The organism is Solimonas sp. SE-A11 (assembly GCF_030345715.1).
GTDB lineage: Bacteria > Pseudomonadota > Gammaproteobacteria > Nevskiales > Nevskiaceae > Solimonas_A.
The window spans coordinates 1-23,058 of the sequence record NZ_JAUASX010000032.1 but is presented as its reverse complement, the minus strand read 5'-3'; the positions used below and the strand labels follow the sequence as shown (position 1 = coordinate 23,058).

21 protein-coding genes and 2 tRNA genes are annotated in these 23,058 nt (G+C 65.5%); 11 read left to right on the top strand and 12 right to left on the bottom strand.

Features of this window, described 5'->3' with window-relative positions; genetic code table 11:
• Nucleotides 1-205 precede the first annotated feature (205 nt).
• The gene (locus QT386_RS22570; protein WP_289276011.1) at nucleotides 206-2,506 is read left to right on the top strand and encodes an NADP-dependent malic enzyme; all 2,301 of its coding nucleotides are present in this window, start codon (nucleotides 206-208) and stop codon (nucleotides 2,504-2,506) included.
• Between the two features lie 273 nt (nucleotides 2,507-2,779).
• Here QT386_RS22570 and radC read toward each other — a convergent pair whose 3' ends face one another.
• Nucleotides 2,780-3,454 (bottom strand): DNA repair protein RadC, encoded by a 675-nt coding sequence (gene radC / locus QT386_RS22565; RefSeq protein WP_289276010.1) that lies wholly within the window; start codon nucleotides 3,452-3,454, stop codon nucleotides 2,780-2,782.
• 39 nt (nucleotides 3,455-3,493) lie between these two features.
• Between radC and coaBC the strand changes: the two genes are divergently transcribed.
• The 3 genes from coaBC to argB are packed head-to-tail and all read left to right on the top strand — an operon-like array spanning nucleotide 3,494 to nucleotide 6,038.
• Complete coding sequence (gene coaBC, locus QT386_RS22560; RefSeq protein WP_289276009.1) at nucleotides 3,494-4,705, top strand: bifunctional phosphopantothenoylcysteine decarboxylase/phosphopantothenate--cysteine ligase CoaBC; 1,212 nt, start codon at nucleotides 3,494-3,496, stop codon at nucleotides 4,703-4,705.
• Nucleotide 4,706: 1 nt separating this feature from the next.
• Entirely contained in the window at nucleotides 4,707-5,162 is a 456-nt protein-coding gene (dut, locus tag QT386_RS22555) for a dUTP diphosphatase (protein WP_289276008.1), read from the top strand.
• 9 nt (nucleotides 5,163-5,171) lie between these two features.
• A complete protein-coding gene (argB, locus tag QT386_RS22550) occupies nucleotides 5,172-6,038 on the top strand; it encodes an acetylglutamate kinase (RefSeq protein ID WP_289276007.1) in 867 nt (288 codons plus the stop codon).
• 21 nt (nucleotides 6,039-6,059) lie between these two features.
• On the opposite strand, the gene QT386_RS22545 is transcribed toward argB, so the two are convergent.
• Nucleotides 6,060-6,920 (bottom strand): hypothetical protein, encoded by an 861-nt coding sequence (locus tag QT386_RS22545; protein ID WP_289276006.1) that lies wholly within the window; start codon nucleotides 6,918-6,920, stop codon nucleotides 6,060-6,062.
• Nucleotides 6,921-6,958: 38 nt separating this feature from the next.
• A complete protein-coding gene (gene pyrE / locus QT386_RS22540; RefSeq protein ID WP_289276005.1) occupies nucleotides 6,959-7,597 on the bottom strand; it encodes an orotate phosphoribosyltransferase in 639 nt (212 codons plus the stop codon).
• Between the two features lie 166 nt (nucleotides 7,598-7,763).
• Between pyrE and QT386_RS22535 the strand changes: the two genes are divergently transcribed.
• Entirely contained in the window at nucleotides 7,764-8,537 is a 774-nt protein-coding gene (locus QT386_RS22535) for an exodeoxyribonuclease III (RefSeq protein ID WP_289276004.1), read from the top strand.
• Entirely contained in the window at nucleotides 8,527-9,891 is a 1,365-nt protein-coding gene (locus QT386_RS22530) for an MFS transporter (protein ID WP_289276003.1), read from the top strand. Before QT386_RS22535 ends, QT386_RS22530 begins: the two co-directional genes overlap by 11 nt.
• Here QT386_RS22530 and QT386_RS22525 read toward each other — a convergent pair.
• The 9 genes from QT386_RS22525 to QT386_RS22485 all read right to left on the bottom strand — a co-directional run bounded on the left by QT386_RS22525 (nucleotide 9,854) and on the right by QT386_RS22485 (nucleotide 17,263).
• On the bottom strand, nucleotides 9,854-10,492 hold the full coding sequence (locus tag QT386_RS22525) for a GNAT family N-acetyltransferase (RefSeq protein ID WP_289276002.1): 639 nt from the start codon (nucleotides 10,490-10,492) through the stop codon (nucleotides 9,854-9,856). The two genes, QT386_RS22530 and QT386_RS22525, sit on opposite strands and share 38 nt — an antisense overlap.
• A gap of 11 nt (nucleotides 10,493-10,503) precedes the next feature.
• Nucleotides 10,504-10,803: a DUF6763 family protein gene (locus tag QT386_RS22520; protein ID WP_289276001.1), complete on the bottom strand. Its 300-nt coding sequence runs from the start codon at nucleotides 10,801-10,803 to the stop codon at nucleotides 10,504-10,506.
• A 269-nt stretch (nucleotides 10,804-11,072) separates the two neighbouring features.
• The gene (locus QT386_RS22515) at nucleotides 11,073-12,107 is read right to left on the bottom strand and encodes an NADP(H)-dependent aldo-keto reductase (RefSeq protein WP_289276000.1); all 1,035 of its coding nucleotides are present in this window, start codon (nucleotides 12,105-12,107) and stop codon (nucleotides 11,073-11,075) included.
• Between the two features lie 58 nt (nucleotides 12,108-12,165).
• The gene (locus QT386_RS22510; RefSeq protein WP_289275999.1) at nucleotides 12,166-13,056 is read right to left on the bottom strand and encodes a phosphoribulokinase; all 891 of its coding nucleotides are present in this window, start codon (nucleotides 13,054-13,056) and stop codon (nucleotides 12,166-12,168) included.
• A 139-nt stretch (nucleotides 13,057-13,195) separates the two neighbouring features.
• Nucleotides 13,196-13,906 (bottom strand): tRNA (guanosine(46)-N7)-methyltransferase TrmB, encoded by a 711-nt coding sequence (gene trmB / locus QT386_RS22505; RefSeq protein WP_289275998.1) that lies wholly within the window; start codon nucleotides 13,904-13,906, stop codon nucleotides 13,196-13,198.
• Between the two features lie 2 nt (nucleotides 13,907-13,908).
• Complete coding sequence (locus QT386_RS22500) at nucleotides 13,909-14,694, bottom strand: thiazole synthase (protein ID WP_289275997.1); 786 nt, start codon at nucleotides 14,692-14,694, stop codon at nucleotides 13,909-13,911.
• Nucleotides 14,695-15,001: 307 nt separating this feature from the next.
• Nucleotides 15,002-15,430 carry a hypothetical protein gene (locus tag QT386_RS22495; RefSeq protein WP_289275996.1) on the bottom strand — a complete coding sequence of 143 codons (429 nt, stop codon included), beginning with the start codon at nucleotides 15,428-15,430 and terminating at the stop codon, nucleotides 15,002-15,004.
• 76 nt (nucleotides 15,431-15,506) lie between these two features.
• Nucleotides 15,507-17,171 carry a group II intron reverse transcriptase/maturase gene (gene ltrA, locus QT386_RS22490; RefSeq protein ID WP_289275995.1) on the bottom strand — a complete coding sequence of 555 codons (1,665 nt, stop codon included), beginning with the start codon at nucleotides 17,169-17,171 and terminating at the stop codon, nucleotides 15,507-15,509.
• Between the two features lie 18 nt (nucleotides 17,172-17,189).
• A tRNA-Gly gene (locus QT386_RS22485) sits at nucleotides 17,190-17,263 on the bottom strand.
• 972 nt (nucleotides 17,264-18,235) lie between these two features.
• Between QT386_RS22485 and thiS the strand changes: the two genes are divergently transcribed.
• The 5 genes from thiS (at nucleotide 18,236) to QT386_RS22460 (ending at nucleotide 22,749) form a co-directional block, all read left to right on the top strand.
• Entirely contained in the window at nucleotides 18,236-18,436 is a 201-nt protein-coding gene (thiS, locus tag QT386_RS22480) for a sulfur carrier protein ThiS (RefSeq protein ID WP_289275994.1), read from the top strand.
• A gap of 57 nt (nucleotides 18,437-18,493) precedes the next feature.
• Nucleotides 18,494-20,977: an AsmA family protein gene (locus QT386_RS22475; RefSeq protein ID WP_289275993.1), complete on the top strand. Its 2,484-nt coding sequence runs from the start codon at nucleotides 18,494-18,496 to the stop codon at nucleotides 20,975-20,977.
• A gap of 141 nt (nucleotides 20,978-21,118) precedes the next feature.
• Nucleotides 21,119-22,234 (top strand): A/G-specific adenine glycosylase, encoded by a 1,116-nt coding sequence (gene mutY / locus QT386_RS22470; RefSeq protein ID WP_289275992.1) that lies wholly within the window; start codon nucleotides 21,119-21,121, stop codon nucleotides 22,232-22,234.
• Entirely contained in the window at nucleotides 22,210-22,488 is a 279-nt protein-coding gene (locus QT386_RS22465) for an oxidative damage protection protein (protein WP_289275991.1), read from the top strand. Before mutY ends, QT386_RS22465 begins: the two co-directional genes overlap by 25 nt.
• 185 nt (nucleotides 22,489-22,673) lie before the next feature.
• Nucleotides 22,674-22,749: transfer RNA gene (locus QT386_RS22460), tRNA-Phe, on the top strand.
• The last annotated feature ends 309 nt before the right edge of the window (nucleotides 22,750-23,058 follow it).

The window sequence follows — 23,058 nt, the reverse complement described above, 5'->3', positions numbered from 1 at the left end:
ATGTCCCGAGACGCGTGGTGTACTCGCAGTACATAAGCGGCCTCGGGACACCTCCCTGAGCCAGAACGGTCCCGCCCCGTAGGGGTGACCCGAAGGGGTATCGCAGCGATTGCGGTAGCCTTAGCAGCCCCCTAGTCCTGATCCCCCTGCGCCGCCCCGGCCGCTTCAAGGCCGCCGCCGCGCCCCAGCGTTGACCGCGTCCCCCATGAAAATCAGAGAAGAACTGCGCCGCGCCGCCCTCGAATACCACGAGTTTCCGGTGCCCGGAAAGCTGTCCGTCACCGCCACCAAGCAGCTGAGCAACCAGCGCGACCTGGCCCTGGCCTACTCCCCCGGCGTCGCCTTCGCCTGCGAAGAAATCGCCGCCGATCCCAATACCGCCTCGCGCTACACCGCCCGCGGCAACCTGGTGGCCGTGGTCACCAACGGCACCGCCGTGCTGGGCCTGGGCGCCATCGGCCCCCTGGCGGCCAAGCCGGTGATGGAGGGCAAGGCGGTCCTGTTCAAGAAGTTCGCCGGCATCGACGTGTTCGACATCGAGCTCAACGAGCGCGACCCGGACAAGCTGGTGGACATCATCGCGGCCCTGGAGCCAACCTTCGGCGGCATCAATTTGGAGGACATCAAGGCCCCGGAATGCTTCGAGATCGAGCGCAAGCTGCGCGCCCGCATGAAGATCCCGGTGTTCCACGACGACCAGCACGGCACCGCCATCATCGTCGGTGCCGCCCTGCTCAACGGCCTGCAGGTGCTCGGCAAGGACATCAAGGCGGTCAAGCTGGTGGTCAGCGGCGCTGGCGCCGCGGCCCTGGCCTGCGTGGACCTGCTGGTGGATCTGGGCCTGCCGATCGAGAACATCTGGCTGACCGACCTGGCCGGCGTGGTCTACCAGGGCCGCACCGAGCTGATGGACCCGGACAAGGCCCGCTTCGCCCAGCCCACCGACCAGCGCACGCTGGCCGAGGTGATCCCCGGCGCCGACATCTTCCTGGGCTTGTCCGCCGCCGGTGTGCTGAAGCAGGACATGGTCAAGACCATGGCTCCCAAGCCGCTGATCTTCGCGCTGGCCAACCCCACGCCCGAGATCCTGCCGGAGGAGGTCAAGGCGGTGCGTGACGACGCCATCATCGCCACCGGCCGCACGGACTACCCGAACCAGGTCAACAACGTCCTGTGCTTCCCCTTCATATTCCGCGGCGCGCTGGATGCCGGCGCCACCACCATCACGCGCGAGATGGAGATCGCCACCGTCCACGCCATCGCGGCGCTGGCGCGGCGTGAGCAGAGCGACATCGTCGCCAGTGCCTACGGCATCGAGGACCTGTCCTTTGGCCCCGAGTACCTGATCCCCAAGCCCTTCGACCCGCGCCTGATCGTGCAGATCGCCCCGGCCGTGGCGCAGGCAGCGGCGGACTCCGGCGTGGCCACGCGGCCGATCGCGGACTTCGACGCCTACCGGCAGCAGTTGCAGCAGTTCGTGTACCAGAGCGGCACGATGATGAAGCCGGTGTACGCCGCCGCGCGCAAGGTGGCGCCGGAGCGCTCGCGCATCATCTTCGCCGAGGGCGAGGACGAGCGCGTGCTGCGCGCCGTGCAGATCATCGTGGACGACAAGTTGGCCCGCCCGGTGCTGGTCGGCCGCCCCGGCGTGATCGAGGAGCGCATCAAGCGCTATGGCCTGCGCCTGAAGCTGGGCGAGCACCTGACGGTGGTCAACACCGAGCATGACCCGCGTTACCGCGAGTACTGGCAGGAATACCTGCAGCTGATGGAGCGCCGCGGCGTCACCGAGCAGTACGCCCGCCTGGAGATGCGCCGCCGCACCACCCTGATCGCCGCCATGCTGCTGCGCAAGGGCGAGGGCGACGGCATGATCTGCGGCACGATCAGCACCACCGCGCGCCACCTGCAGTACATCGACCGCGTGCTGGGCAAGAAGCCCGGCCACAGCGTCTACGCCGCGATGAACGCCCTGATCCTGCCTAACCGCCAGCTGTTCCTGGTGGATACGCACGTGAACCTGGACCCCACGGCCGACCAGCTGGCCGAGATCACGCGCATGGCCGCCGAGGAAGTCTGCCGCTTCGGCATCAAGCCCAAGGTGGCGCTGCTGTCGCACTCCAATTTCGGCAGCAGCGACTCACCCTCCGCCCTGAAGATGCGCCAGACCCTGGCCCTGCTGCGCGAGCAGGCCCCGGAGATGGAGGTGGACGGCGAGATGCACGGCGACTGCGCCCTGAGCGAAGTCCACCGCAAGGAGATCCTGACCAGCAGCACGCTGCACGGCGACGCCAACCTGCTGGTGCTGCCCAACCTGGACTCCGCCAACATCGCCTACAACCTGCTCAAGACCACCGCCGGCGGCAACGTGGCGATTGGCCCGATGCTGCTGGGCTGCGCCGCGCCGGTGAGCATCCTCACGCCGTCCACTACCGTGCGTCGCATCGTCAACATGACAGCGCTGACGGTGGTGGATGCGAACCTGCACAAGCAGGCGCAGGGCTAGCTGTATCGGTCCCCTCGCCCGCTTGCGGGAGAGGAATTCTGTAAATCTCGAAGGGCCCGCCTAGTGGCGCTCTACAGAAGCCCTCTCCCGCAAGCGGGCGAGGGGCAAAAGCGGTGGCGCCATCCATGGCGGGTTCACTTCCCGATCTAGCCCCGGGGCATGTTTGGCTTACTTCGGCATGACATCGAGTCATGCCTCAACGGGGCCAAACATTCCATGGCCGCCCGTGGTTTCCGCCGCGGGCGATGACATTTGGTCATCGCCAAAGCGCGGCTACAACCAGCCCCTCTCCGCAAACGAAGCCGGCCTTCCCTCCCCGATCACGAAGTGGTCCAGCACCCGGATATCCACCTGCCCCAGCACCGCCTTGAGGCGGTCGGTCAGCGCCCGGTCCGCCGCACTGGGCTCCGAGACTCCGGACGGGTGGTTATGCGCAAAGATCACCGCCGCCGCGTTATGCCGCAGCGCCGCCTTCAGCACCTCGCGCGGATACACCGCCGCCGAATCCAGCGTCCCCCGCGCCAACTCCTCGAAGGCCAGCACCTGGTGCTGTGCATCCAGGAACAGCGCCCCGAACACCTCCCGGTCCAGGTCGCGCAGGCGCGCCACCAGGTAGTCGCGGGCACCCTGCGGGCTGCTCAGGCCCGGCTTGGCCTTCAACTCCTCGGCCAGATACCGCCGGGCCATCTCCACGCAGGCCTGCAACTGGATGTACTTGGCATCGCCCAGGCCGCGGCCGGTGCAGAACTCCTCCCGCGAGGCCTTCAGCAGGCCGCGCAGACCGCCGAAGCGCACCAGCAGCTCCCGCGCCAGGTCCACGGCGCTGGTGCCGGGCAGGCCGGTACGCAGGAAGATCGCCAGCAACTCGGCGTCCGACAGGCTGGCCGCCCCCTGCGCCAGCGCCTTCTCCCGGGGGCGCTCGCCCTCCGGCCAATCCGTGATCGCCATGCGGCGTCGCCCCCTGTTTGATGGAGATAGAATATTGCGATGCAGACCAATGAACCAAGGCTCGACGGACGCCGCATCCTCCTGGGGGTGACCGGTGGCATTGCCGCCTACAAGGCGGCCGACCTCGTGCGCCGCCTGATGGACGCGGGGGCCGAGGTGCAGGTGGCCATGACCGCATCCGCCACCGAGTTCGTGCGCCCGCTGACCTTCCAGGCCCTGTCGGGCCGCGAGGTCCGTACCGAGCTGTTCGACCCGTCCGCCGAAGCCGCCATGGGGCATATCGAGCTGGCGCGCTGGCCCGACGCCATCGTGGTGGCGCCTGCCAGCGCGGATTTCATGGCGCGCCTGGCCGCCGGCATGGCCAACGACCTGCTGACCACCCTGTGCCTGGCCACGGATCGCCCGATCCTGGTGGCGCCGGCCATGAACCGGCTGATGTGGGCCAACCCGGCCACGCAGGCCAACCTGGCGACGCTGTGCGAGCGCGGCATCCGCACCGTGGGCCCCGGTGCCGGCTTCCAGGCCTGCGGCGAGACCGGCGAGGGCCGCATGAGCGAACCGCTGGACATCCGCGAGGCCGTGATGCGCCTGTTCGGCGACGGCCCGCTGCGCGGCGTCAAGGCCGTGGTCACCGCCGGGCCGACACGCGAGCCGATCGACCCGGTGCGCTTCATCACCAACCGTTCCTCCGGAAAGATGGGCTACGCCGTGGCTGCCGCACTGGCGCGCCTGGGCGCGAGCGTCACCCTGGTCAGCGGTCCGACGCAGCTGGCGGCCCCGGGCGGCGTGCAGCGCGTATCCGTGGAAACCGCGGCCGAGATGCTGGACGCCTCCCGCGCCGCCGTCATCGGCGCGCAACTGTTCGTGGGCGCCGCCGCGGTGGCCGACTACCGCACGGACACGGTCGCCGAGCAGAAGATCAAGAAGTCCTCGGATGCGATGGAACTGCAGCTGGTGAAGAACCCGGACATTCTCGCGACGCTGCGCCAGGAGAACCCGAAGCTGTTCATCGTCGGCTTCGCCGCCGAGACCGAGAAGCTGGAAGAGCACGCCCGCGGCAAGCTCGAGCGCAAGCAGCTCAACCTGATCGCGGCCAACCTGGTCGGCAACGGCAAGGCCTTCGACGTGGACTCCAACCAGCTCAGCCTCTACTGGAAGGGGGGCGGCCAGGACCTGGCACCCGCCCACAAGAACGACCTCGCCCGCGACCTCGCGCGGCTGATCGCCGACCGTTACATCGCCAACGCCTGACATGCACACGATCCAGATCAAGATCCTCGACCCGCGTGTCGGGTCGGAACTACCCTTGCCGGCCTACGCCACCGACGGCTCCGCCGGTCTGGACCTGCGCGCCCTGCTGGATGCGCCGCTGACGCTGAGTCCCGGCGACACCACGCTGCTGAAGACCGGCCTTGCGATCCATATCGCCGACCCGAGTCTCGCCGCCGTGATCCTTCCGCGCTCGGGCCTGGGCCACAAGCACGGCATCGTGCTGGGTAATCTGGTGGGCCTGATCGACTCCGACTACCAGGGCGAGCTGATGGTGTCCTGCTGGAACCGCGGCAAGGACAGCTTCACGATCAACCCGGGCGAGCGCATCGCACAGCTGGTGTTCCTGCCGGTGGTGCGTGCCGCCTTCGAAACCGTTACCGAATTCCACGCCACCGTCCGCGGCACGGGCGGCTTCGGCAGCACCGGCAAGCAGTGAGTCCCCCCCATGCCCATCGACCTGATCAACGCCCACAACATCGCCCGCGTCCTCACCGAGGCGCTGCCCTACATCCGCCGTTTCGCCGGCAAGACCATCGTGGTCAAGTACGGCGGCAACGCGATGAAGGACGACGCGATGATCTCCTCCTTCGCGCGCGACATCGTGCTGATGAAGCTGGTGGGCATGAACCCGGTGGTGGTGCACGGCGCCGGCCCGCAGATCGGCTCACACCTGGAACGCCTGGGCAAGAAGAGCGAGTTCGTCGAGGGCATGCGCGTCACCGACGAGGAGACCATGGACGTGGTCGAGATGATGCTCGGAGGCCTGGTCAACAAGGCCGTGGTCAGCGCGCTCAACCAGCAGGGCGGCCGCGCCGTGGGCCTCACCGGCAAGGACGGCTCGCTGATCCGCGCGCGCAAGATGCTGCTCAAGAGCGGCCAGGACATCGGCCAGGTCGGCGAGGTGGAGAAGATCGATCCGCGCATCGTCACCCACCTGGAAGCCGGCGGCTTCATCCCGGTGATCGCCCCCGTAGGCGTGGGCGAGAACGGCGAGGCCTACAACATCAATGCCGACGTCGCCGCCGGCAAGATCGCGGCCGTGCTGCAGGCCGAGAAGATCATCTTCCTGACCAATGCCCCGGGCGTGCTGGACAAGGAGGAGAAGATCCTCACCGGCCTGACCGTGCCGCAGGTGGAAGACCTGATCCTGGACGGCACCATCTACGGCGGCATGGTGCCCAAGGTGCGCTACGCGCTGGATGCCGTGAACAGCGGCGTGAAGTCGGCCCACATCATCGACGGCCGTGTCGATCACTCCGTGCTGCTGGAGCTGTTCACCGATGCAGGCATCGGCACGCTGATCCGGGGTTAGGCACCACCGGGAAGCCGGCGCTTACTCCACCGGCTTCTTGGCTTTCTCGTCTTTCTTCTTGGTATCCTTCTTTTTGGGATCCTTCTTGGCGTCCTTCTTGTCCTTGTCGGTCTTCTTCTTGGCAGTGGGCGGCTTGGGCCGCTCCACCGCCAGCGCCAGGGCGGGAGATCCGGGGACCGGGCACTCGCTGGCGTAGGCGGAACTGCCCATCGTCAGCTCCTGGTAGCGGCGGATATCGCGCAGGAAGTCGCTGCACACGTGCTCGCGGTCCTTCTGCATCTGGTTGATCGCCGCCCGATTGTCCCGCAGGTTCTTGTCCGCTTCACGCAGCTGCCTCTGCTGAAGGTCCACCGGCCGGCCCTTCTTCAGCAGCCCGTCGATCCGTGCCTGAAGATCGGCCTTGACCTTGTCGGAACCGGCCACGGCCTGGTTGGCCAGGTTGATGCGTCCGTCCAGGGTCGCCAGCCGCTCATTGCGTGCGCGCTCCAGATCCTTGACGCTGGAATAGCTGTCGGTGAGGTACTTGTCGTAGGCCGCCTGCTTCTCGGTCTTGAGCTTCAGTGCCGCAGCCTCTTCGGCGGCCTTCTGCTCCGCGGCGAGCTCTTCCGCGGTTTTTTCGCGGGAGCGGGTATCCACTACGCGCCCCTGCTTGTCCATGACGTTGATTTCCTGCTTGGCGTACTCGGGGGGTACGCTGTCGCCACAGACACGGCTGCCCTGTGCGTCCGTCCAGCACTGGATCTTGCCCCGAGCCCCTTGCTGCTTGACGTTCGTCTGTGTCTTGGCGGGCTTCGAGGGCTTGGGTTCATTGGCCGCCAGCACCGGCATGGCCAGGGCCATCAGCAATGCAGCCATCGCCAGTCCGCTCGTGGTCTTGATCATGAAAAGCCCTCTCTTCTCAACTGCTTTCGAGTTTACGTCTAAACCCCGTACTGCGCCTGATACGCCCGGATGGCATCGATGGTGGACTGGTCCGCGGCACCGCCGCTGAGGTAGTCCAGCAGCGTGCGGACATTGACCAGCGGCAGCACACGGATGCCCGAGTCGCGCTCCATCTCCTGCACGGCGGAGGCGCCCGTCGGTCCCTTCTCCTGGCGGTCCAGGGCGATCACCGCGGCCACCGGCTCGGCGCCGGCGGCACGCAGCAGGCGTACGGCCTCGCGCAGCGCGGTGCCGGCGGTCAGCACGTCGTCCACGATCACCACGCGGCCCTTGGGCGCGGCGCCTACCAGGGTGCCGCCCTCGCCGTGATCCTTGGCTTCCTTGCGGTTGTAGGCATAGGGAATGTCCTGGCCCTGCTCCGCCAGCGCCAGCGCCACGGCCGTGACCAGGGAGATGCCCTTGTAGGCCGGGCCGAACAGCATGTCGTAGCCGATCCCGGCGTCCTGCAGCGCCTGGGCGTAGGCCTTGCCCAGCTCGCGCATGGCTGCGCCGCTGGAGATCTTGCCCAGGTTGAAGAAATAGGGGCTGGTGCGGCCGGACTTCAGCGTGAAGGAGCCGAACTTGAGAACCTCGTGTTCGAGGGCCAGCTTGAGGAAGGCGGACTGGTAGGCGTGCATGGGGCGATGTTGGAATCTGGGAACTGAGCGGGACCTGAAGGGTTCGGCTCCGCTCGCCGGACGCGCACATGGCGCGGATGAACGGCGGAATCCCCTGCCTCCACTAGTGCCCACCCCCGCTTTCAGGGACACTACGGCCGCACATTCTAACCCCCGGAAGACCGCCTTGAGAGTCATCTCGCTGAATGCCAACGGCATCCGCTCCGCCGCCCGCAAGAACCTGTTCGACTGGCTGCCGAAGCAGAAGGCCGACATCCTTTGCCTGCAGGAGACCAAGGCCCAGCCAGAGGACCTGAGCGATCCGGTATTCAGCCCGGAAGGCTGGCATGCGCAGTTCAATAGTGCCCTGCGCAAGGGCTACTCCGGGGTGGCCATCTATTCCCGCAAGAAGCCGGATGCCGTGCTGAGCACCCTGGGCAACGAGGAATTCGACGCCGAGGGCCGGTACCTGGAGATGCGCTTCGGCAACCTGTCCGTGGTCTCGCTGTATCTGCCCTCCGGTTCGTCCGGCCCGGAGCGCCAGGCCAGCAAGGACCGCTTCCTGGAATTCTTCCTGCCGCGCATGCGCGAATGGGCCGGCAGTGGCCGCCAGTACATCGTCTGCGGCGACTGGAATATTGCCCACAAGAACATCGACCTGAAGAACTGGCGCTCCAACCAGAAGAACTCGGGCTTCCTGCCGCACGAGCGCGAGTGGATGGACCTGGTGCTGGGCCCCGTGGGCTGGGTGGACGGCTACCGCACGCTCTATCCCGAGCAGGAAGGCGACGCCTACACCTGGTGGAGCAACCGCGGCCAGGCCTGGGCCAACAACGTGGGGTGGCGCATCGACTACCAGATCGTCACCCCGGGCCTGAAGGGCAAGCTCAAGCAGGGCGCGGTATACAAGGCCGAGCGCTTTTCCGACCACGCCCCGCTGACGCTCGACTATGACCTCTGACGCGGCCGCCCCGCGCGGCTGGATCGACTCCCTGCGCATGTATGGCCACCCGCGGGTGGCCAGCATGCTGTTCCTGGGCTTCTCGGCCGGCCTGCCCTTCCTGCTGGTGTTCTCCACGCTCTCGGCCTGGCTGGCGCAGGCCGGCATCGAGCGCGCCACCATCGGCATGCTGAGCTGGGTCGGCATCACCTACTCCATCAAGTTCTTCTGGGCGCCCGTGGTGGACCGCCTGCCGTTGCCGCTGCTGACGCGCCTGCTTGGCCGCCGTCGCAGCTGGATGCTGCTGGCACAGATCGGCCTGGCGTATGGCTTGGCGCTCCTCGCACTGCACGATCCGGCGACGCAGCTCAGCGCGGTTATAGGCTGCGCCCTGCTAGTGGCCTTCTCCTCCGCCACGCAGGACATCGCGATCGACGCCTGGCGCATCGAGGCCGCCGAGCCCGCGATGCAGGGCAACATGTCGGCTGCCTACCAGCTGGGCTACCGCATCGCCCTGATCGTGGCCGGCGCCGGCGCGCTGTACCTGGCCGCCGAGCAGAGCTGGGACATCGCCTATCTCATCATGGCCGCACTGGTCGGCATCGGCCTGCTGACCACGCTGCTGATCGCCGAGCCCGAGCAGAAGATCAGCCGCGACACCCTGCTGCAGGAAGAGCGCGTGACGCGCTTCATCGAGCAGCGCCGCCACTGGCCGGAGAGCCTGCGTCATGCCGGCGCCTGGCTCATCGGCGCCGTGGTCTGCCCCTTCGTCGACTTCTTCCAGCGCAACGGCCTGAAGCTGGGCCTGCTGATCCTGTGCTTCGTCGGCCTGTTCCGCCTCACCGACATCACCATGGGCGTGATGGCCAACCCGTTCTACCTGAGCCTGGGCTACACGCTGAAGCAGATCGCCGCCATCGCCAAGGGCTACGGCGTGGTGATGTCGATTCTTGGCGCCTTTCTCGGCGGGCTGGCCGTGGCGCGCTGGGGTGCCTTGCGGGCCCTGGTGATCGGCGGCATCGCGGTGATCCTGAGCAACCTCTGCTTCGCCGCCCTGGCGATCCACGGCCAGCCCAGCATCGGGGGCCTGGCCCTGGTGATCAGCGCCGACAACCTCGCCGCCGGCCTCGCCGGCTCGGCCTTCATCGCCTATCTCTCGGGACTCACCAACACCGCCTACACCGCCACGCAGTACGCGCTGTTCAGCTCGCTGTTCACGCTGCCGGGCAAGCTGCTGGGCGGCGGCTCGGGCTGGGTGGTGGACCAGATCGGCTTCACCGGTTTCTTCCTCTACACCTCGGCGCTGGGCCTGCCGGCGCTGTGGATCCTGCTGCAGCTCAACCGGCGGCTGGCGAAACCGAGCGCAGCTTCCTGAACACCTCGGCGAAGCGCCGGCCGATCTCGTTGCCGTCGGGCACGTCCCAGGCGCGGCTGTAGACCGGCAGGCGCAGCCGGTCGATGTTGTCGGCGCGGCCGGCGTGCTCGGCGCCCATCAGCTTCAGGTGCTTGATGATGCGCTCGTTGTCGGAGAGTACGTCGTAGTAGAAGTGGCGGATGCCGGCGCGGTGCGCCGACAGGTGCAGGCAGGCCTGCAGCACGAAGCCGGTGCCGCGCCCCTGGTACTCGTCGGCGATGACGATGGCCACGTCCGCCGCCTTGGGATCGTCCGCCAGGCGCACGTAGCGTGCCACGCCGATACCCGGCTCCTCCGGCTTTTCCAGGTTCAGCGCGCCCCAGGCAACGTGGTTCACGTCATCGTTGGACGTGAAGACCTTGAGCTGCTCCTCGGAGAGCGGGTCCACCTGATCCAGGAAACGGCGGCGGCGCGCCAGCTGCGATAGCCGGCGGAAACCCTCCTGCAGCCGCGGCGCATCCTCATGGCGGATCGGCCGCAGCATCACGCGCAGCCCGTCGTCCAGCGGATATTCGAAAGCCGGCGGCAGCGTGGGAGTGAAGAATCCGGAGAAGACGCCCATCGCCGGCCCTGTCAGAGATTCATCTGGTCAATGAAGTCCGCCGGGTTGTCCCAGCGCCCGGAAGACAGGGCTTCGTCATTGCCGCCGTAGTCGTCGCGGCCGATATCCAGCGCACCGGAGTAATCCTCGGGCGGAGCACAGGGCCTTGCGGCCAACTCCGCCCAAGCGTCGAAGTCCACCTCCTCGAGCGTGCCGTCGAAGTGCTGCACGAGCACCACCTCGGCCGTCGCATCGAGACCGACGATCTCGAACGGTTCAGCGTCGGCCTGGAACCACTGGCCGACGGACATCTCGCGTAGCCACTCCGCCATGACCGCCTCCTGCATTCATCGCAGATGGGAGTGACTTTGTTTTACGCCTGTTGCGCGAGGGGTTCAAGGCGCAGCGCGAGAGAGCGCGGGCAAGCGGCTGAAAGCTGGTGAAACTTTAGGGAGATGACAAGGCTTGAAGCCGTTCGCCCCGAGCCTGTCGAAGGGTGAACAGCCCCACCGTACTGTCAACCATGGCCGTCCACGCTTCGATCCTTCGACAAGCTCAGGACTTCAGCACGAAACGGCAACTTGCCCGGCGCCGAGGGAAACTACGGCGCCGGAATCGTGAACCGCCCGTGGATCTCTTCGATCCCGCGCAGCACATCCTTGCCCAGCTTCAGCTCCGCGCTGGCGATGTTGCTGCGCAACTGCTCCATCGTCGTGGCGCCGATGATCATGGAGGTCATGAACGGCCGCGTCCGCACATAGGCCAGCGCCATCTGCGCCGGGTCCAGGCCGTGCTTGCCCGCCAGGGCCACGTACTCGCGCGTGGCCAGTTCCACCTGCTCCTTGGTGTAGCGCGTGAAGCGCGAGAACAGCGTGATGCGGCCCTCGGGCGGCAGGGCGCCATGCAGGTACTTGCCGCTGAGCACGCCGAAGGCCAGCGGCGAGTAGGCCAGCAGGCTCACGTCCTCGCGGATGCTGAACTCCGCCAGGCCGACCTCGAAGCTGCGGTTGAGCAGGCTGTAGGGATTCTGGATGCTGGCGACGCGCGGCAGGCCCTTCTCGCGCGACAGGCGCAGATACTCGGACAAGCCCCAGGGCGTCTCGTTGGAGATGCCGGCAAAACGCACCTTGCCTTGCTTCACCAGCTCGCCCAGGGCATCCAGCGTCTCCTCCAGCGGCACGCCGCCGTCCTCGCCATGGTGCTCGTAGCCGAGCTTGCCGAAGTAATTGGTGGGACGCTGCGGCCAGTGAATCTGGTAGAGATCGATGTAGTCGGTGCCCAGGCGCCGCAGGTTGTCCTCGCAGGCGCCGAGCACGGATTCGCGGTCCAGCTTGGTGCCGCCACGCAGGTAGGGGAACAGGCCCGGGCCCGTCACCTTGGTCGCCAGGATCAGCTCCTGGCGCTTGCCGGTCTTGCGCAGCCAGCTGCCGATGTATTCCTCGGTGCGGCCCTGGGTCTCGGGTTTGGGCGGCACCGGGTACATCTCGGCGGCGTCAAGGAAATTGATGCCCTGCGCCACCGCATAGTCCATCTGCTCGTGAGCCTGCGCCTCGGTGTTCTGCTCGCCCCAGGTCATGGTGCCCAGGCAGATTTCAGTGACTTCCAGGCCGGTGCGGCCGAGCGGATTCTTCTTCATGCGGTGCCCTGTTGGAGATGCTTCGGGAGACTACAGACCACGGCCCGCGCGCCGCGTTTCAGGCGGCGCTGCGCAAGGCCTCGGCACGGCGGCGTGCCAGCTGTTCGATGGCCGGACGCAGGATCAGTTCCATTGCCTGCGCCTGCAAGGGACCGGGCACCACCAGCGTCTGCTCGTGACTGCGGAAGGTGCCGGGCAGCTCGCGCTTGAGGAACTCGAAGTCCGACTGGATGCGCGAGTTCTCGTTGAAATGCACCACGAACAGCGTCTCCTCCGGCTGCGGGATCTCGCGCACCACGAAGGGGTTGCTGGTATCCACCAGCGGCACGCGCTGGAAGTTGATGTCGGTGCGCGAGAACTGCGGAGTGATGTAGTTCACATAGTCCGGCAGACGGCGCAGGATCGTGCCGGTCACTTCCTCCGGGCGATAGCCGCGCTCGGCGGTGTCGCGGCTGATCTTCTGGATCCACTCCAGGTTGATCACCGGCGTCACGCCGATCAGCAGGTCCATGCAGCCGGCCACGTTGCAGTCCTCGCCGACGTATCCACCGTGTAGCCCCTCGTAGAACAGCACGTCGGTATCCGCCGGCAGACGTTCCCAGGGCGTGAAGGTGCCCGGCTGCTGGCCAGCCTCGGCGGCCTCGGCGTCGGTATGCAGGTAGTGCCGCGTCCAGCCGGTGCCGTTGCCGGCGTACTCGCGCAGCGAGGACTCCAGGCGATCCAGCAGGTTGGCGGCCGGGCCGAACAGCGAGAAGTTCTCGCCGCGAATGCGCGCGCGCTCCAGCGACTGCCGCACCTGGGCGCGGTCATAAGCGTGGAAGGCGTCACCCTCGATCACGGCCGGGCGCAGGCCCAACTGGTCGAAGATGCCCTCCATCACGCGCGTGGCCGTGCTGGTGCCCGCACCGCTGGAGCCGGTGACGCCGATGATGGGGTGTTTCGCGGACATGCTGCCTCTTGAGCTTCAAACCGATACCGCCGCGTGTGCCGGGAGCATAGGGGAAAACACCGGAAGCTGGGAATCCGGGCTGGATTTATTACCCCTGGGGCGCCTGGCGGGGATATCCGCCAGGGCCAGGCACACCACCTCAGGTGCGCTCGAACGACAGGTCGAAGACCTCGTGCCCCAGCCGCTCGCCACGGGCCTCGAAGCGCGTCTTCAGGCGCGTGACAGGCATCGGCACGTAGCGGCCATCGGCGGCACGGTTGCGCAGCCCGGGCGCCACGTTGAGCACCTCCAGCATGTGCTCGGCATAGGGCGCCCAGTCGGTGGCCAGTTGCAGTTCGCCCCCCTGCTTGAGCTTCTGCACCACCAGCTGCGCGAACTCCGGCTGCACCAGGCGGCGCTTGTGGTGGCGCTTCTTGTGCCAGGGATCGGGGAACTGGATCACCACCTGGTCCAGGCTGCCGTCGGGGATGCCGTCGCGCAGCAGCTCCACGGCGTCATGGCTGGCCACGCGCAGATTGGCCAGGCCGGCATGCGCCGCGCGGTTCAGCACGCGGCCCACGCCGGGGCGGTGCACTTCCACGCCGATGAAGTCCCAGCCCGGCTCCGCGGCGGCGCGCGCCAGCAGGTGATCGCCGGCACCGAAGCCGATCTCGAACATCACCGGCGCGCGGCGGCCGAAGACGGCGGCCAGGTCCAGCAGCTGCGTCGTCGGCTCGATGCCGTAGCGCGGCCATTGCTCGGCCAGCGAGCGCTCCTGCCCATCCGTCATGCGGCCTTCGCGGCGCACGAAGGAACGGATGTGGCGCAGGTGGAGGTTTTCCCCTTCCTGCGAGTCCTCGGTACCCGACATGCTCAGATGATGCCTTCCAGCGGCGACGACGCGCTGGCATAGCGGCGGCGCGGCATGCGGCCAGCCAGGCGGGCGTCGCGGCCGGCCTCGATGGCCTTGCGCATGGCGGAGGCCATCAGCACCGGATTCTTCGCCTCGGCGATGGCGGTGTTCATCAGCACGCCGTCGCAACCCAGCTCCATGGCGATGGCGGCGTCGGACGCGGTGCCCACACCGGCGTCGACAATGATCGGCACCTTGGCGTTCTCGATGATGGTCAGCAGGTTGTAGCGGTTCTGGATGCCCAGGCCCGAGCCGATCGGCGCGGCCAGCGGCATCACCGCCACACAGCCGATCTCCTCCAGGCGCTTGCACAGGATGGGATCGTCGCTGGTGTAGACCATCACGTCGAAGCCCTCCTTGACCAGGGTCTTGGCGGCTTCCAGCGTGGCGACCACGTCCGGGTAGAGGGTCTTCTGGTCGCCCAGCACTTCCAGCTTCACCAGCTTGTGGCCGTCCAACAGCTCACGCGCCAGGCGGCAGGTGCGCACGGCATCCTCGGCGGTGTAGCAGCCGGCCGTGTTCGGCAGGATCGTGTAGCGGCTGGGCGGCACTACGTCGAGCAGGTTGGGCTCGCCCTTGTTCTGACCGATGTTGGTGCGCCGGATCGCCACCGTGATGATCTCGGCACCGCTGGCCTCGGTAGCCTCGCGGGTCTGCTCCAGGTCCTTGTACTTGCCGGAGCCCACCAGCAGGCGGGAACGGTAGGTTTTGCCCGCGATGATCAGCGGATCTACGTTGGTGGTCATGGGCTTTTGTGCGGAGGGAAAATTGGAGCGGGTGATGGGAATCGAACCCACGCTAGCAGTCGGGTAAGGGGGCGGCCTCGCGGCCACCCCCTCCCCCTAGAACCGTACGTGAGGGTTTCCCCTCATACGGCTCATGCAGCTCTAAGTCCCGGTTTTTAAAAGCCCGAGACCGGCTGTACCACTGTGGGAACCGATGCCATAACCCGGTTTAACCCCGATTATAGCTAGGTTCGTTTCGCGCAGCCTCAAACCTTGGCAGTGCGTGCACTACGGGTCTATGTAACAGCCTTCTCTCTGCCCTTCCGTACTATTCAACCTTCACACCTAGCCGCTGCTGGCATTCCTTCACCAAGAGCTGCCCGATTACGAAGACCGCCGGCCTTTCCAGGCGTTCCGGTTCCGCTTGTGAGGCTGGGTTTTGCACGTATTCCCAGAGTCCTCGGACGGTACGTTCGACCAGCTTTATTGCCGCTGGATCGTTGTATAGCGAGCGGATGCACATTTCCATGGCTGGGTCAGTTTTGATCATCGCACTGAAGACACTGCGGGTTGTGTAAACCACCCCTTCCACGTATGCCACACAGTGCGCGAGTTCATCTCTAGCCTTGGGATTGCACATTTTTGCGAGACCACCGGCTGTGTAACCCCAGTCGCCATCGTATGCATGTGCAGTTACTGGCATTACCGCCGCCATCGACATCAAGCTACCCAATACAGCTGCTTTCGCAGTGCTCACGACTTCTCCTTCCCTGCTAAGTGCCTGAGAGAAAAAAAAAAGCCGCGCGAAAAGAAGACGGTTTCGCCTTATGCCGCTAACCCGCTTCTGGACTCCCGTTCCTACGAGGGCTTCCCGTAGGCTGAGAGTGAATCTGACGATGACACGTCGGATGCAGCAATTGCAGATTGGTCAGCTTGTCTGAGCCCCCGTCGCTTCGGCGAACCCTGTGGTGGACATGCCACCGGGTTTGCTTGGTGATCGGTTGACCGCAGACAGAGCACTTTCCTCCCTGCTCCCGCCACAACCATGCCAGCTTCTTGCGCCCCGTCAAGGTTGCCATCATCAGACGAGTGAGACATTCGTCAAAATAAGCATCCCATTTCGGATCGTAAGGGTTGGCGTCGGCTTTGATCTTGAGATGTTCCCGGAAATGAAAGTCCGAGTACCTCAAGAGCCGCATGCCATCGACGGCGAACACCCAATCTCGGGCTCCTTCCCTGCGGAAGTAGCGCTTTTTAATCCAGCGCTTACCCTTGCTCGGATGCCTCCGTTTCGCCCACGCCCACAACTTCCCCCATAGCAGGTGATCCATCTTCTTGAACGTCGCCGCGACGGCCACCGGGATGTGATACCGCGCCCATCCCCGAATGATCGGGTTGAGCGTCAGGATCACGTTCTCCTGTTTGGCCGTGCGCAGTTCGTGAATCTGCTGCCTGAGTTTGTCGTAGTGCGCGAGACGATTCTTCTTCGATGGTTTGACCTGTAGGCCATTGCGGACCCACCTGACATTCCACCCCAAGAAGTCGAAGCCGTCTGATATGTGGGTGATCTTGGTTTTCGTTGGCGAGAGCCATAGACCGCGCTCCGCCAAGAATTCCTCGATTACGGGCTTGACCTGCGCTTCCAGCAACTCTTTCGAGCTACCAGTTACAACAAAGTCATCCGCATACCGGACCATGTGGACTTTGTGCTTGCGGCTCTTGAACCGCTCCGCGAGGAGCGATTCGAGCCCATCCAGGGTCATGTTCGCCAAGACAGGGCTGATGATGCCACCCTGGGGCGTTCCGGCTTCTGTGGGGGACAGACGGCCCATTTCAACCACACCCGCCTTGAGCCAGCGCTGCAGCACCTTCCGATCCGTTGGAATGTGCTGCAACAGCCAGTCGTGGCTGATGTTGTCAAAGCATCCCTTGATGTCCGCTTCCAGTACCCATTTCGACGAATGCCCCCGTGCTAATAAATTCTTGCACTGGACGATGGCATCTGCCGTGGATCTGAAGGGCCGAAAGCCGTAGGAGTTTTCGTCCGCCGTGCTTTCCGCGATGGGGTCAAGTGCAAGCAGAAACAGCGCCTGCATAGCTCGGTCCTTCATCGTCGGAATGCCCAGCGGCCGCTTTTCCCCGTTGGCCTTTGGGATGTGGACCCGTCTGAGGGGTTTGGGCTTATAGCCCGTGGTGTGTAGCGATTGAACCGCCTTCCATTTGGAATCCGGAGCGGACCAGGTTTCCCCGTCCACGCCCGGCGTCCTACGGCCTTGGTTCTCAGTGACACGACGTACAGCCAGCGCTTTCGCGCTTGTCGTGCGAGTCAGCAACTTTTGCAGGCGTTTTGCGCCGCGCCAATCACCTTCTCGTATCGCCTTCGCTATGCGAGTTTGTAGCCTCCTAACCGTCTGGTGGATACCGGCCCAATCGAGACTGGTCCAGTCCTGCCATACGTCGGAGGCAACATCGCGTGGGAGTACAGCTTGCGCGTCCATATCAACCTCCGGGTTGAATGGAGCGGGTGATGGGAATCGAACCCACGTCAACGGCTTGGGAAGCCGCCGCTCTACCATTGAGCTACACCCGCACCGAGGAAAAACCCATCGGAGAGACGCACGTATCCCCCGCAGGGGATTTGCGTTCCCCTTTGGGGTGGAGTGGCTACAAGACTTATCTAGCGATAAGCCACCTGCCGGAAGTCAGCACGCTTTCGCGTCGGGGCGATCATTTCATCCCCTATACAGCCCATTATAGGCTGCCATTCGCTTTTTCCGACATCCTTTACCCGCCTGAGCATCAGCAAGCCTTGCGGCTTACCTTGTCCGATAACGATGGAGGGCTTACCACCCCCTTCTCGATTGCCGGACGCCCTGACGGGCTTACCGCGTTCCGCATAAGTAACAGGTGTTGCGAGGACTCTGTCTTTCCGCCGGTGGTCCCGTTGTCTGCGTGCGCTGACCAAGCAGCAGCACATCCGACCACGTGCTCTTACGAGCCGGACGCGTCAAACGCCATGCGTCCGTTTAGCTTGACGACGGTTCAACGACAGTTCACTTGCGTTAGTCCTGCAACCCAGCCTAGCGCCGCCGCGAGTGCGTTTCTCGCGTGCACAGTCCCCCTCGCGGGGGTACTGTCCCCCGGAAGGGAGCTACATTCTCAGAGCGCTCAGCACAGGTCCGTTGCCAGACCCGCACCGCTCTTAGGCTACAGGGTGCAGAAACCCTGGTCTGATCCGAAAAGCCGGTCAGACAATTACTTATGCGGCTTACGCCGCGTAGACATGGGGCCGTATACCGCGGCGACGCCCATGGGTTACCACTTGTGATGCTGCTAGTTTTATCACTCTGCGGCCTTTCAGCCCCGTGGTGACTAGGCTAACTACCTACGCGACTCGCGTCGCACGCTTGGGAAGCTGCAGTTCTACCATTGAACTACACCCGCACGGGGCTCCCAGTTTAGACCATCGCCTGTGGAGTCACTACCCCGGGCACCAAGGGACAAGGAATCCGGGACGCATCCCAGGCTCGGGCTCCCGAGGCAGCCGCGATAGAATCTCCCCATGAACCTCCACATCAACGGCCAAGTCCAACACCAACTCCCGCCTTGCTCGGTAGCCCAGCTCGTCGAGCGCCTGCAGTTGGCCGGCAAGCGCCTGGCCGTGGAGCGCAACGGCGACATCGTGCCGCGCTCCAGCTATGCCGACACCTGGCTGGCGGACGGCGACCGGCTGGAGATCGTGCAGGCGATCGGCGGCGGCTGATACTTATATTTTATTGCTAATAAGAAAATTGTTCCACAAATAATCACGGACGAGTCCATGAACAAGCCCCTGAAATACCTGCTCATCGGCGCTGGCGTGGTGATCCTGCTGCTGGCGGGCGCCCTGACTGCCGCCGCGACGCTGTTCGACCCCAACGACTACCGCGACACCATCGCCGCCAAGGTCAAGGAACAGACCGGGCGTGACCTGCAGCTGGGCGAGATCGGGCTCAAGGTCTTCCCCTGGCTCAAGGCCAGCGCCAAGGGCGTGGTGCTGGGCAACGCAGCGGGCTTCGACGACGAGCCCTTCGCCCAGGTCGGCGAGGCCGACGTGGGCGTCAAGCTCTTCCCGCTGCTGTTCGACAAGAAGGTGGAGGTGAGCACCGTGAAGCTCTCCGGCCTGCGCCTGAACCTGCAGGTGGACAAGGACGGCAAGAACAACTGGGCGGACCTGGCCAAGGAAAAACCGGAGGAAGAGAAGAAGCCCGAGGACCAGGGCGGCGGCTTCGACATGAAGTCGCTGGACATCAGCGGCGTGGAGATCAGCGACTCCAGCGCCAAGTACAGCGACGCCCGCAGCGGCAAGAGCTACCAGATCGACAAGCTGCGCCTGAAGACCGGCGCGCTGTCGCCGGGCAAGCCCTTCGACGTGGCCCTGGGCTTCACTGCCATCGCCAGCGCGCCGGCCGCCACCGCCGACCTGGACCTGAAGACCACCGTGGACTACCAGGTCGAGACCTCGCTGCTGAAGCTCAGCGGCCTGACGCTGAAGCTCAAGGCCGCCGGCAAGCAGATCGCCGGTGGCAAGGACGCCAACGCCGATCTCGAACTGGCCGGCGCCGCCACCGTGGACATGGCCAAGAAGCTGGTGGGCACCGAGAACCTCAAGCTGAAGCTCAAGGGCCAGGGCATGGGCTTCGACGCCGACACCGAGCTGGCGGCGCAGATCCTGGCCGACTACGGGCAGAAGCTCTACAACGCCAAGGGCCTGGTCTTCACCGGCACCGTGGCGGGCCAGGGCGTGCCGGGCGGCAAGCAGCCGCTCAAGCTCAGCGGCGACTTCTCCTACGACGGCGCCAAGGGCACCATGGCCTTCGACAAGGGCGCCCTGGCCGTGGCCGGCCTGGACCTGAAGACCAGCATCCGCGGCGAAGGCCTGGGCGAAGGCGGCGCGCCGCGCCTGCACGGCCCCATCAGCATCGCGGCCTTCAATCCGCGGCCGCTGATGAGCCAGCTCGGCATCAAGCTGGAGACGGCCGACCCCGAGGCACTCAAGAGCGTGAGCCTGGCCGCCAATTACTCCGGCACGTTCACCTCCGCGCGCTTCGAGCAGCTGAATTTCAAGCTCGACCAGACCACGATGCAGGGCATGTTCGGCCTGCGCGACTTCAAGGCCAAGGCCATGGAGATGGCGCTGAAGATCGACGAGATCAACGCCGACCGCTACCTGCCGCCGAAGAAGCCGGGCCAGGAAAAGCCGGTGGCCGCCGCCGGCGACAAGAAGTTCGACGACCAGCCGCTGCCCACCGAGGCGCTGCAGAAGCTCAACGCCAATGGCACGCTGGACATTGGCAAGCTGACCATCAACGGCCTCAAGCTGAGCAACGTCAGCCTCAAGCTCAGCGGCGCCCCGGGCGCCACCCAGGCGCAGGCCATCTCCGCCCAGCTCTACGGCGGCAAGGTGTCGCTGAGCAATGCGGTGACGCCGGGAAACGAGCCGGGCTACGCCATCAAGACGCAGTTGTCCGCACTGCAGGCGGCGCCCTTCCTGAAGGACCTGATCGGCAAGGACCCGGTGAGCGGACTGGGAAACTTTGACGTCAGCCTGAACAGCCGCGGCAACACCTACGGCGAGTTCAAGAAGGCGCTCAACGGAGACCTGTCCTTTCGCGTGGAGAACGGCGCCGTGAAGGGCTTCAACCTCGCGCAGACCGTGCGCAAGGCCAAGGCCACGCTGGGCGGCAACCTCAACTACACCGAGACCGAGCAGCCGGTGACCGACTTCAGCGTGTTCTCCGCCACCGCCAAGATCATCAACGGTGTGCTCAAGAGCGACCTGCTGGATGCCGCAAGCCCGCTGTTTCGCGTCGCGGGCGAAGGCCAGGTGGACCTGGTCAACGAGACCATCAACTACCTGGCCAAGCCGACGATCGTGAACACCATCACCGGCCAGGAGGGCAAGGGCCTGGAGCAGCTCAAGGGCATCATGATCCCCATCCGCCTCAGCGGAAACATGTACAAGCCCAAGGTCTCGCTGGACCTCAAGGCCGCACTGCAGCAGCAGGCCACCGAGAAGCTGCGCGAAAATCTCAAGGGCGAGGAAGACAAGCTCAAGGCCAAGCTCGGCGAGAAGTTGGGCATCCAGACCGAGAAGGACGGCAAGCAGTTGGATAAGCAGGAACTCAAGCAGGAGCTCAACAACAAGCTCGGCGACCTGCTGTTCGGCAAGAAGAAAAAGCAGGAGGCGGCGCCCGCGCCGGCCCCTGCCGAACCGGCCGCCCCCGCCGAGCAGAAACCCGCGGAGGCTGCGCCGGCCAAGTGAGCTCCCTGCCAGGTCATCCCCAGCAAGGTCCCGGAAATCCGTTCGTGCCGAGCCCGACGAAGCATGAGCGGATTTCCCGCCCCAGCCGTTACCTGAAACCGTTCGCACTTCGACAGGCTCAGCGCGAACGGGGGGCGTCTCATGCCGTCCGCTAAGAAGACCGCGGCGCTCGCGCCCTTCGCCGATCGCCTGCTGACCTGGTTCGACGTCCACGGCCGGCACGACCTGCCCTGGCAGCATCCGCGCACGCCCTACCGCGTGTGGCTGTCCGAAATCATGCTGCAGCAGACGCAGGTCACCACGGTCATCCCCTACTTCGAGCGCTTCCTGCAGCGCTTCCCGGACGTGGCTTCGCTGGCCGCCGCGCCGGTGGACGACGTGCTGGCGCTGTGGGCAGGGCTGGGCTACTACGCCCGCGCGCGCAACCTGCACCGCTGCGCGCAGACCGTGGTCAACGAGCACGGCGGCGAATTCCCGCGCGACATCGAGGCGCTGCAGGCACTGCCCGGCATCGGCCGCTCCACCGCCGGCGCGATCCTCTCCCAGGCCCATGGCGACCGACACGCGATCCTCGACGGCAACGTGCGCCGCGTGCTTTCGCGCCATGCCGCCGTCGAAGGCTGGCCCGGCGCACCGGCCGTGCAGAAGAAGCTGTGGACCGTCTCGGAGAGCCTACTGCCGCAGACTCGCATGGCCGACTACACCCAGGCCATCATGGATCTGGGCGCCAGCCTCTGCAGCACGCGCAAGCCTGCCTGCGCCATCTGCCCGCTTACGCAGGACTGCGGCGCGCGCATCGCCGGCCTCACCGCGCAGATTCCCGAGCCTAAGCCCAAGCCGAAGAAGGAACGCCCCGAGCGCAGTACCCAGGTACTGCTGATCGAGAACGAGCGCGGCGAACTGCTGCTGGAACGCCGCCCGCCGGCCGGCATCTGGGGCGGCCTGTGGTGCCCCCCCCTGGTGGACGAGGGGGAAGATCCCGCCGCCGCCTGCCGCGAGCGCTACGCGCTGGCGCCCGGCCCCGCGCAGGCGCTGCCGCCGCTGCACCACGCCTTCAGCCATTTCGACCTGGAACTGCGCCCCTTGCGCCTGCGCGCCGGCCCCGCCAGCACGCTGCGCGAAACGGCGGAGCTGGCCTGGATTAAAATGGACGACCCCACCAAGGGCCTGCCCGCGCCGATCCGCAAGCTGCTGGACGCGCGCCGCAAGTCCGGCCTCCCTGAGAACGAAAAATGTCCCGAACCATCCACTGCGTAAAGCTCGGCCAGGAAGCCGAAGGCCTGGACCGCCCGCCCTACCCCGGCCCGCTGGGCAAGCGCATCTACGACGAGGTCTCCAAGCAGGCCTGGGCTGACTGGCTCGCCCACCAGACCCGCCTGATCAACGAATACCGCCTGGCCCTGGCCGACGCCCAGTCGCGCAAGTTCCTGGCCGACGAAATGGAGAAGTTCTTCTTCGGCGGCGGCGACCTGACGCAGACCGGCTTCACTCCTCCCGCGAAGGGCGAATAGTCCCCGTTTCAACCGCTCTCTCCTCGCGGGAGAGGGGCAAGGGAAGAGGGGGCGGTCAAATATTTGCCGATCCTTCAGGAAAACCTGAGAAAATCCGCCGTTTTCCTTGACTCCCCTCCCCTGCCCCGCTTTAATACGCGCCCCTAGCCGCGCAAGGCGGCGGGTAGCAGTAGCAAGTTGTATCTGGCCGGGTAGCTCAGTCGGTAGAGCAGGGGATTGAAAATCCCCGTGTCGGCGGTTCGATTCCGTCCCCGGCCACCATTCAAGTCCATGATTTCGCTAGGTTTCCTTTTCCCGCCGGGAATTGGTGCGGGCGCTATGGCGCCCGCAGGACAAGAATAGGACAAGAATAAGTTCTTGGTTATTTCTTGACCAGGCCCGCTCAAGGTTTTTTGGCGTGGATACCGCGCTCCTTTCAGGAGTGCTTCAATGAGAAATCCAGACGGTGTATGTTGGCGCGCAGCGAAAGTTGACCCAGGGTGCGCAGCGAAAAGTGACCCACCTGTAAGGGTTGAGAGTCTAGTTCAAATCTGTGGGTAAGTTGGTCTTTCGTGCTTTGGATCTGTTCTC

Coding starts and splice junctions, on each gene's coding strand:
- QT386_RS22525 (WP_289276002.1), bottom strand. CDS start 10,492: ATGGGCGTCTTCTCCGGATTCTTCACTCCCACGCTGCCGCCGGCTTTC.
- QT386_RS22515 (WP_289276000.1), bottom strand. CDS start 12,107: ATGAAGAAGAATCCGCTCGGCCGCACCGGCCTGGAAGTCACTGAAATC.
- dut (WP_289276008.1), top strand. CDS start 4,707: ATGCACACGATCCAGATCAAGATCCTCGACCCGCGTGTCGGGTCGGAA.
- QT386_RS22570 (WP_289276011.1), top strand. CDS start 206: ATGAAAATCAGAGAAGAACTGCGCCGCGCCGCCCTCGAATACCACGAG.
- pyrE (WP_289276005.1), bottom strand. CDS start 7,597: ATGCACGCCTACCAGTCCGCCTTCCTCAAGCTGGCCCTCGAACACGAG.
- ltrA (WP_289275995.1), bottom strand. CDS start 17,171: ATGGACGCGCAAGCTGTACTCCCACGCGATGTTGCCTCCGACGTATGG.
- trmB (WP_289275998.1), bottom strand. CDS start 13,906: ATGTCGGGTACCGAGGACTCGCAGGAAGGGGAAAACCTCCACCTGCGC.
- radC (WP_289276010.1), bottom strand. CDS start 3,454: ATGGCGATCACGGATTGGCCGGAGGGCGAGCGCCCCCGGGAGAAGGCG.
- QT386_RS22510 (WP_289275999.1), bottom strand. CDS start 13,056: ATGTCCGCGAAACACCCCATCATCGGCGTCACCGGCTCCAGCGGTGCG.
- QT386_RS22520 (WP_289276001.1), bottom strand. CDS start 10,803: ATGGCGGAGTGGCTACGCGAGATGTCCGTCGGCCAGTGGTTCCAGGCC.
- coaBC (WP_289276009.1), top strand. CDS start 3,494: ATGCAGACCAATGAACCAAGGCTCGACGGACGCCGCATCCTCCTGGGG.
- argB (WP_289276007.1), top strand. CDS start 5,172: ATGCCCATCGACCTGATCAACGCCCACAACATCGCCCGCGTCCTCACC.
- QT386_RS22545 (WP_289276006.1), bottom strand. CDS start 6,920: ATGATCAAGACCACGAGCGGACTGGCGATGGCTGCATTGCTGATGGCC.
- thiS (WP_289275994.1), top strand. CDS start 18,236: ATGAACCTCCACATCAACGGCCAAGTCCAACACCAACTCCCGCCTTGC.
- QT386_RS22530 (WP_289276003.1), top strand. CDS start 8,527: ATGACCTCTGACGCGGCCGCCCCGCGCGGCTGGATCGACTCCCTGCGC.
- QT386_RS22465 (WP_289275991.1), top strand. CDS start 22,210: ATGTCCCGAACCATCCACTGCGTAAAGCTCGGCCAGGAAGCCGAAGGC.
- QT386_RS22500 (WP_289275997.1), bottom strand. CDS start 14,694: ATGACCACCAACGTAGATCCGCTGATCATCGCGGGCAAAACCTACCGT.
- mutY (WP_289275992.1), top strand. CDS start 21,119: ATGCCGTCCGCTAAGAAGACCGCGGCGCTCGCGCCCTTCGCCGATCGC.
- QT386_RS22475 (WP_289275993.1), top strand. CDS start 18,494: ATGAACAAGCCCCTGAAATACCTGCTCATCGGCGCTGGCGTGGTGATC.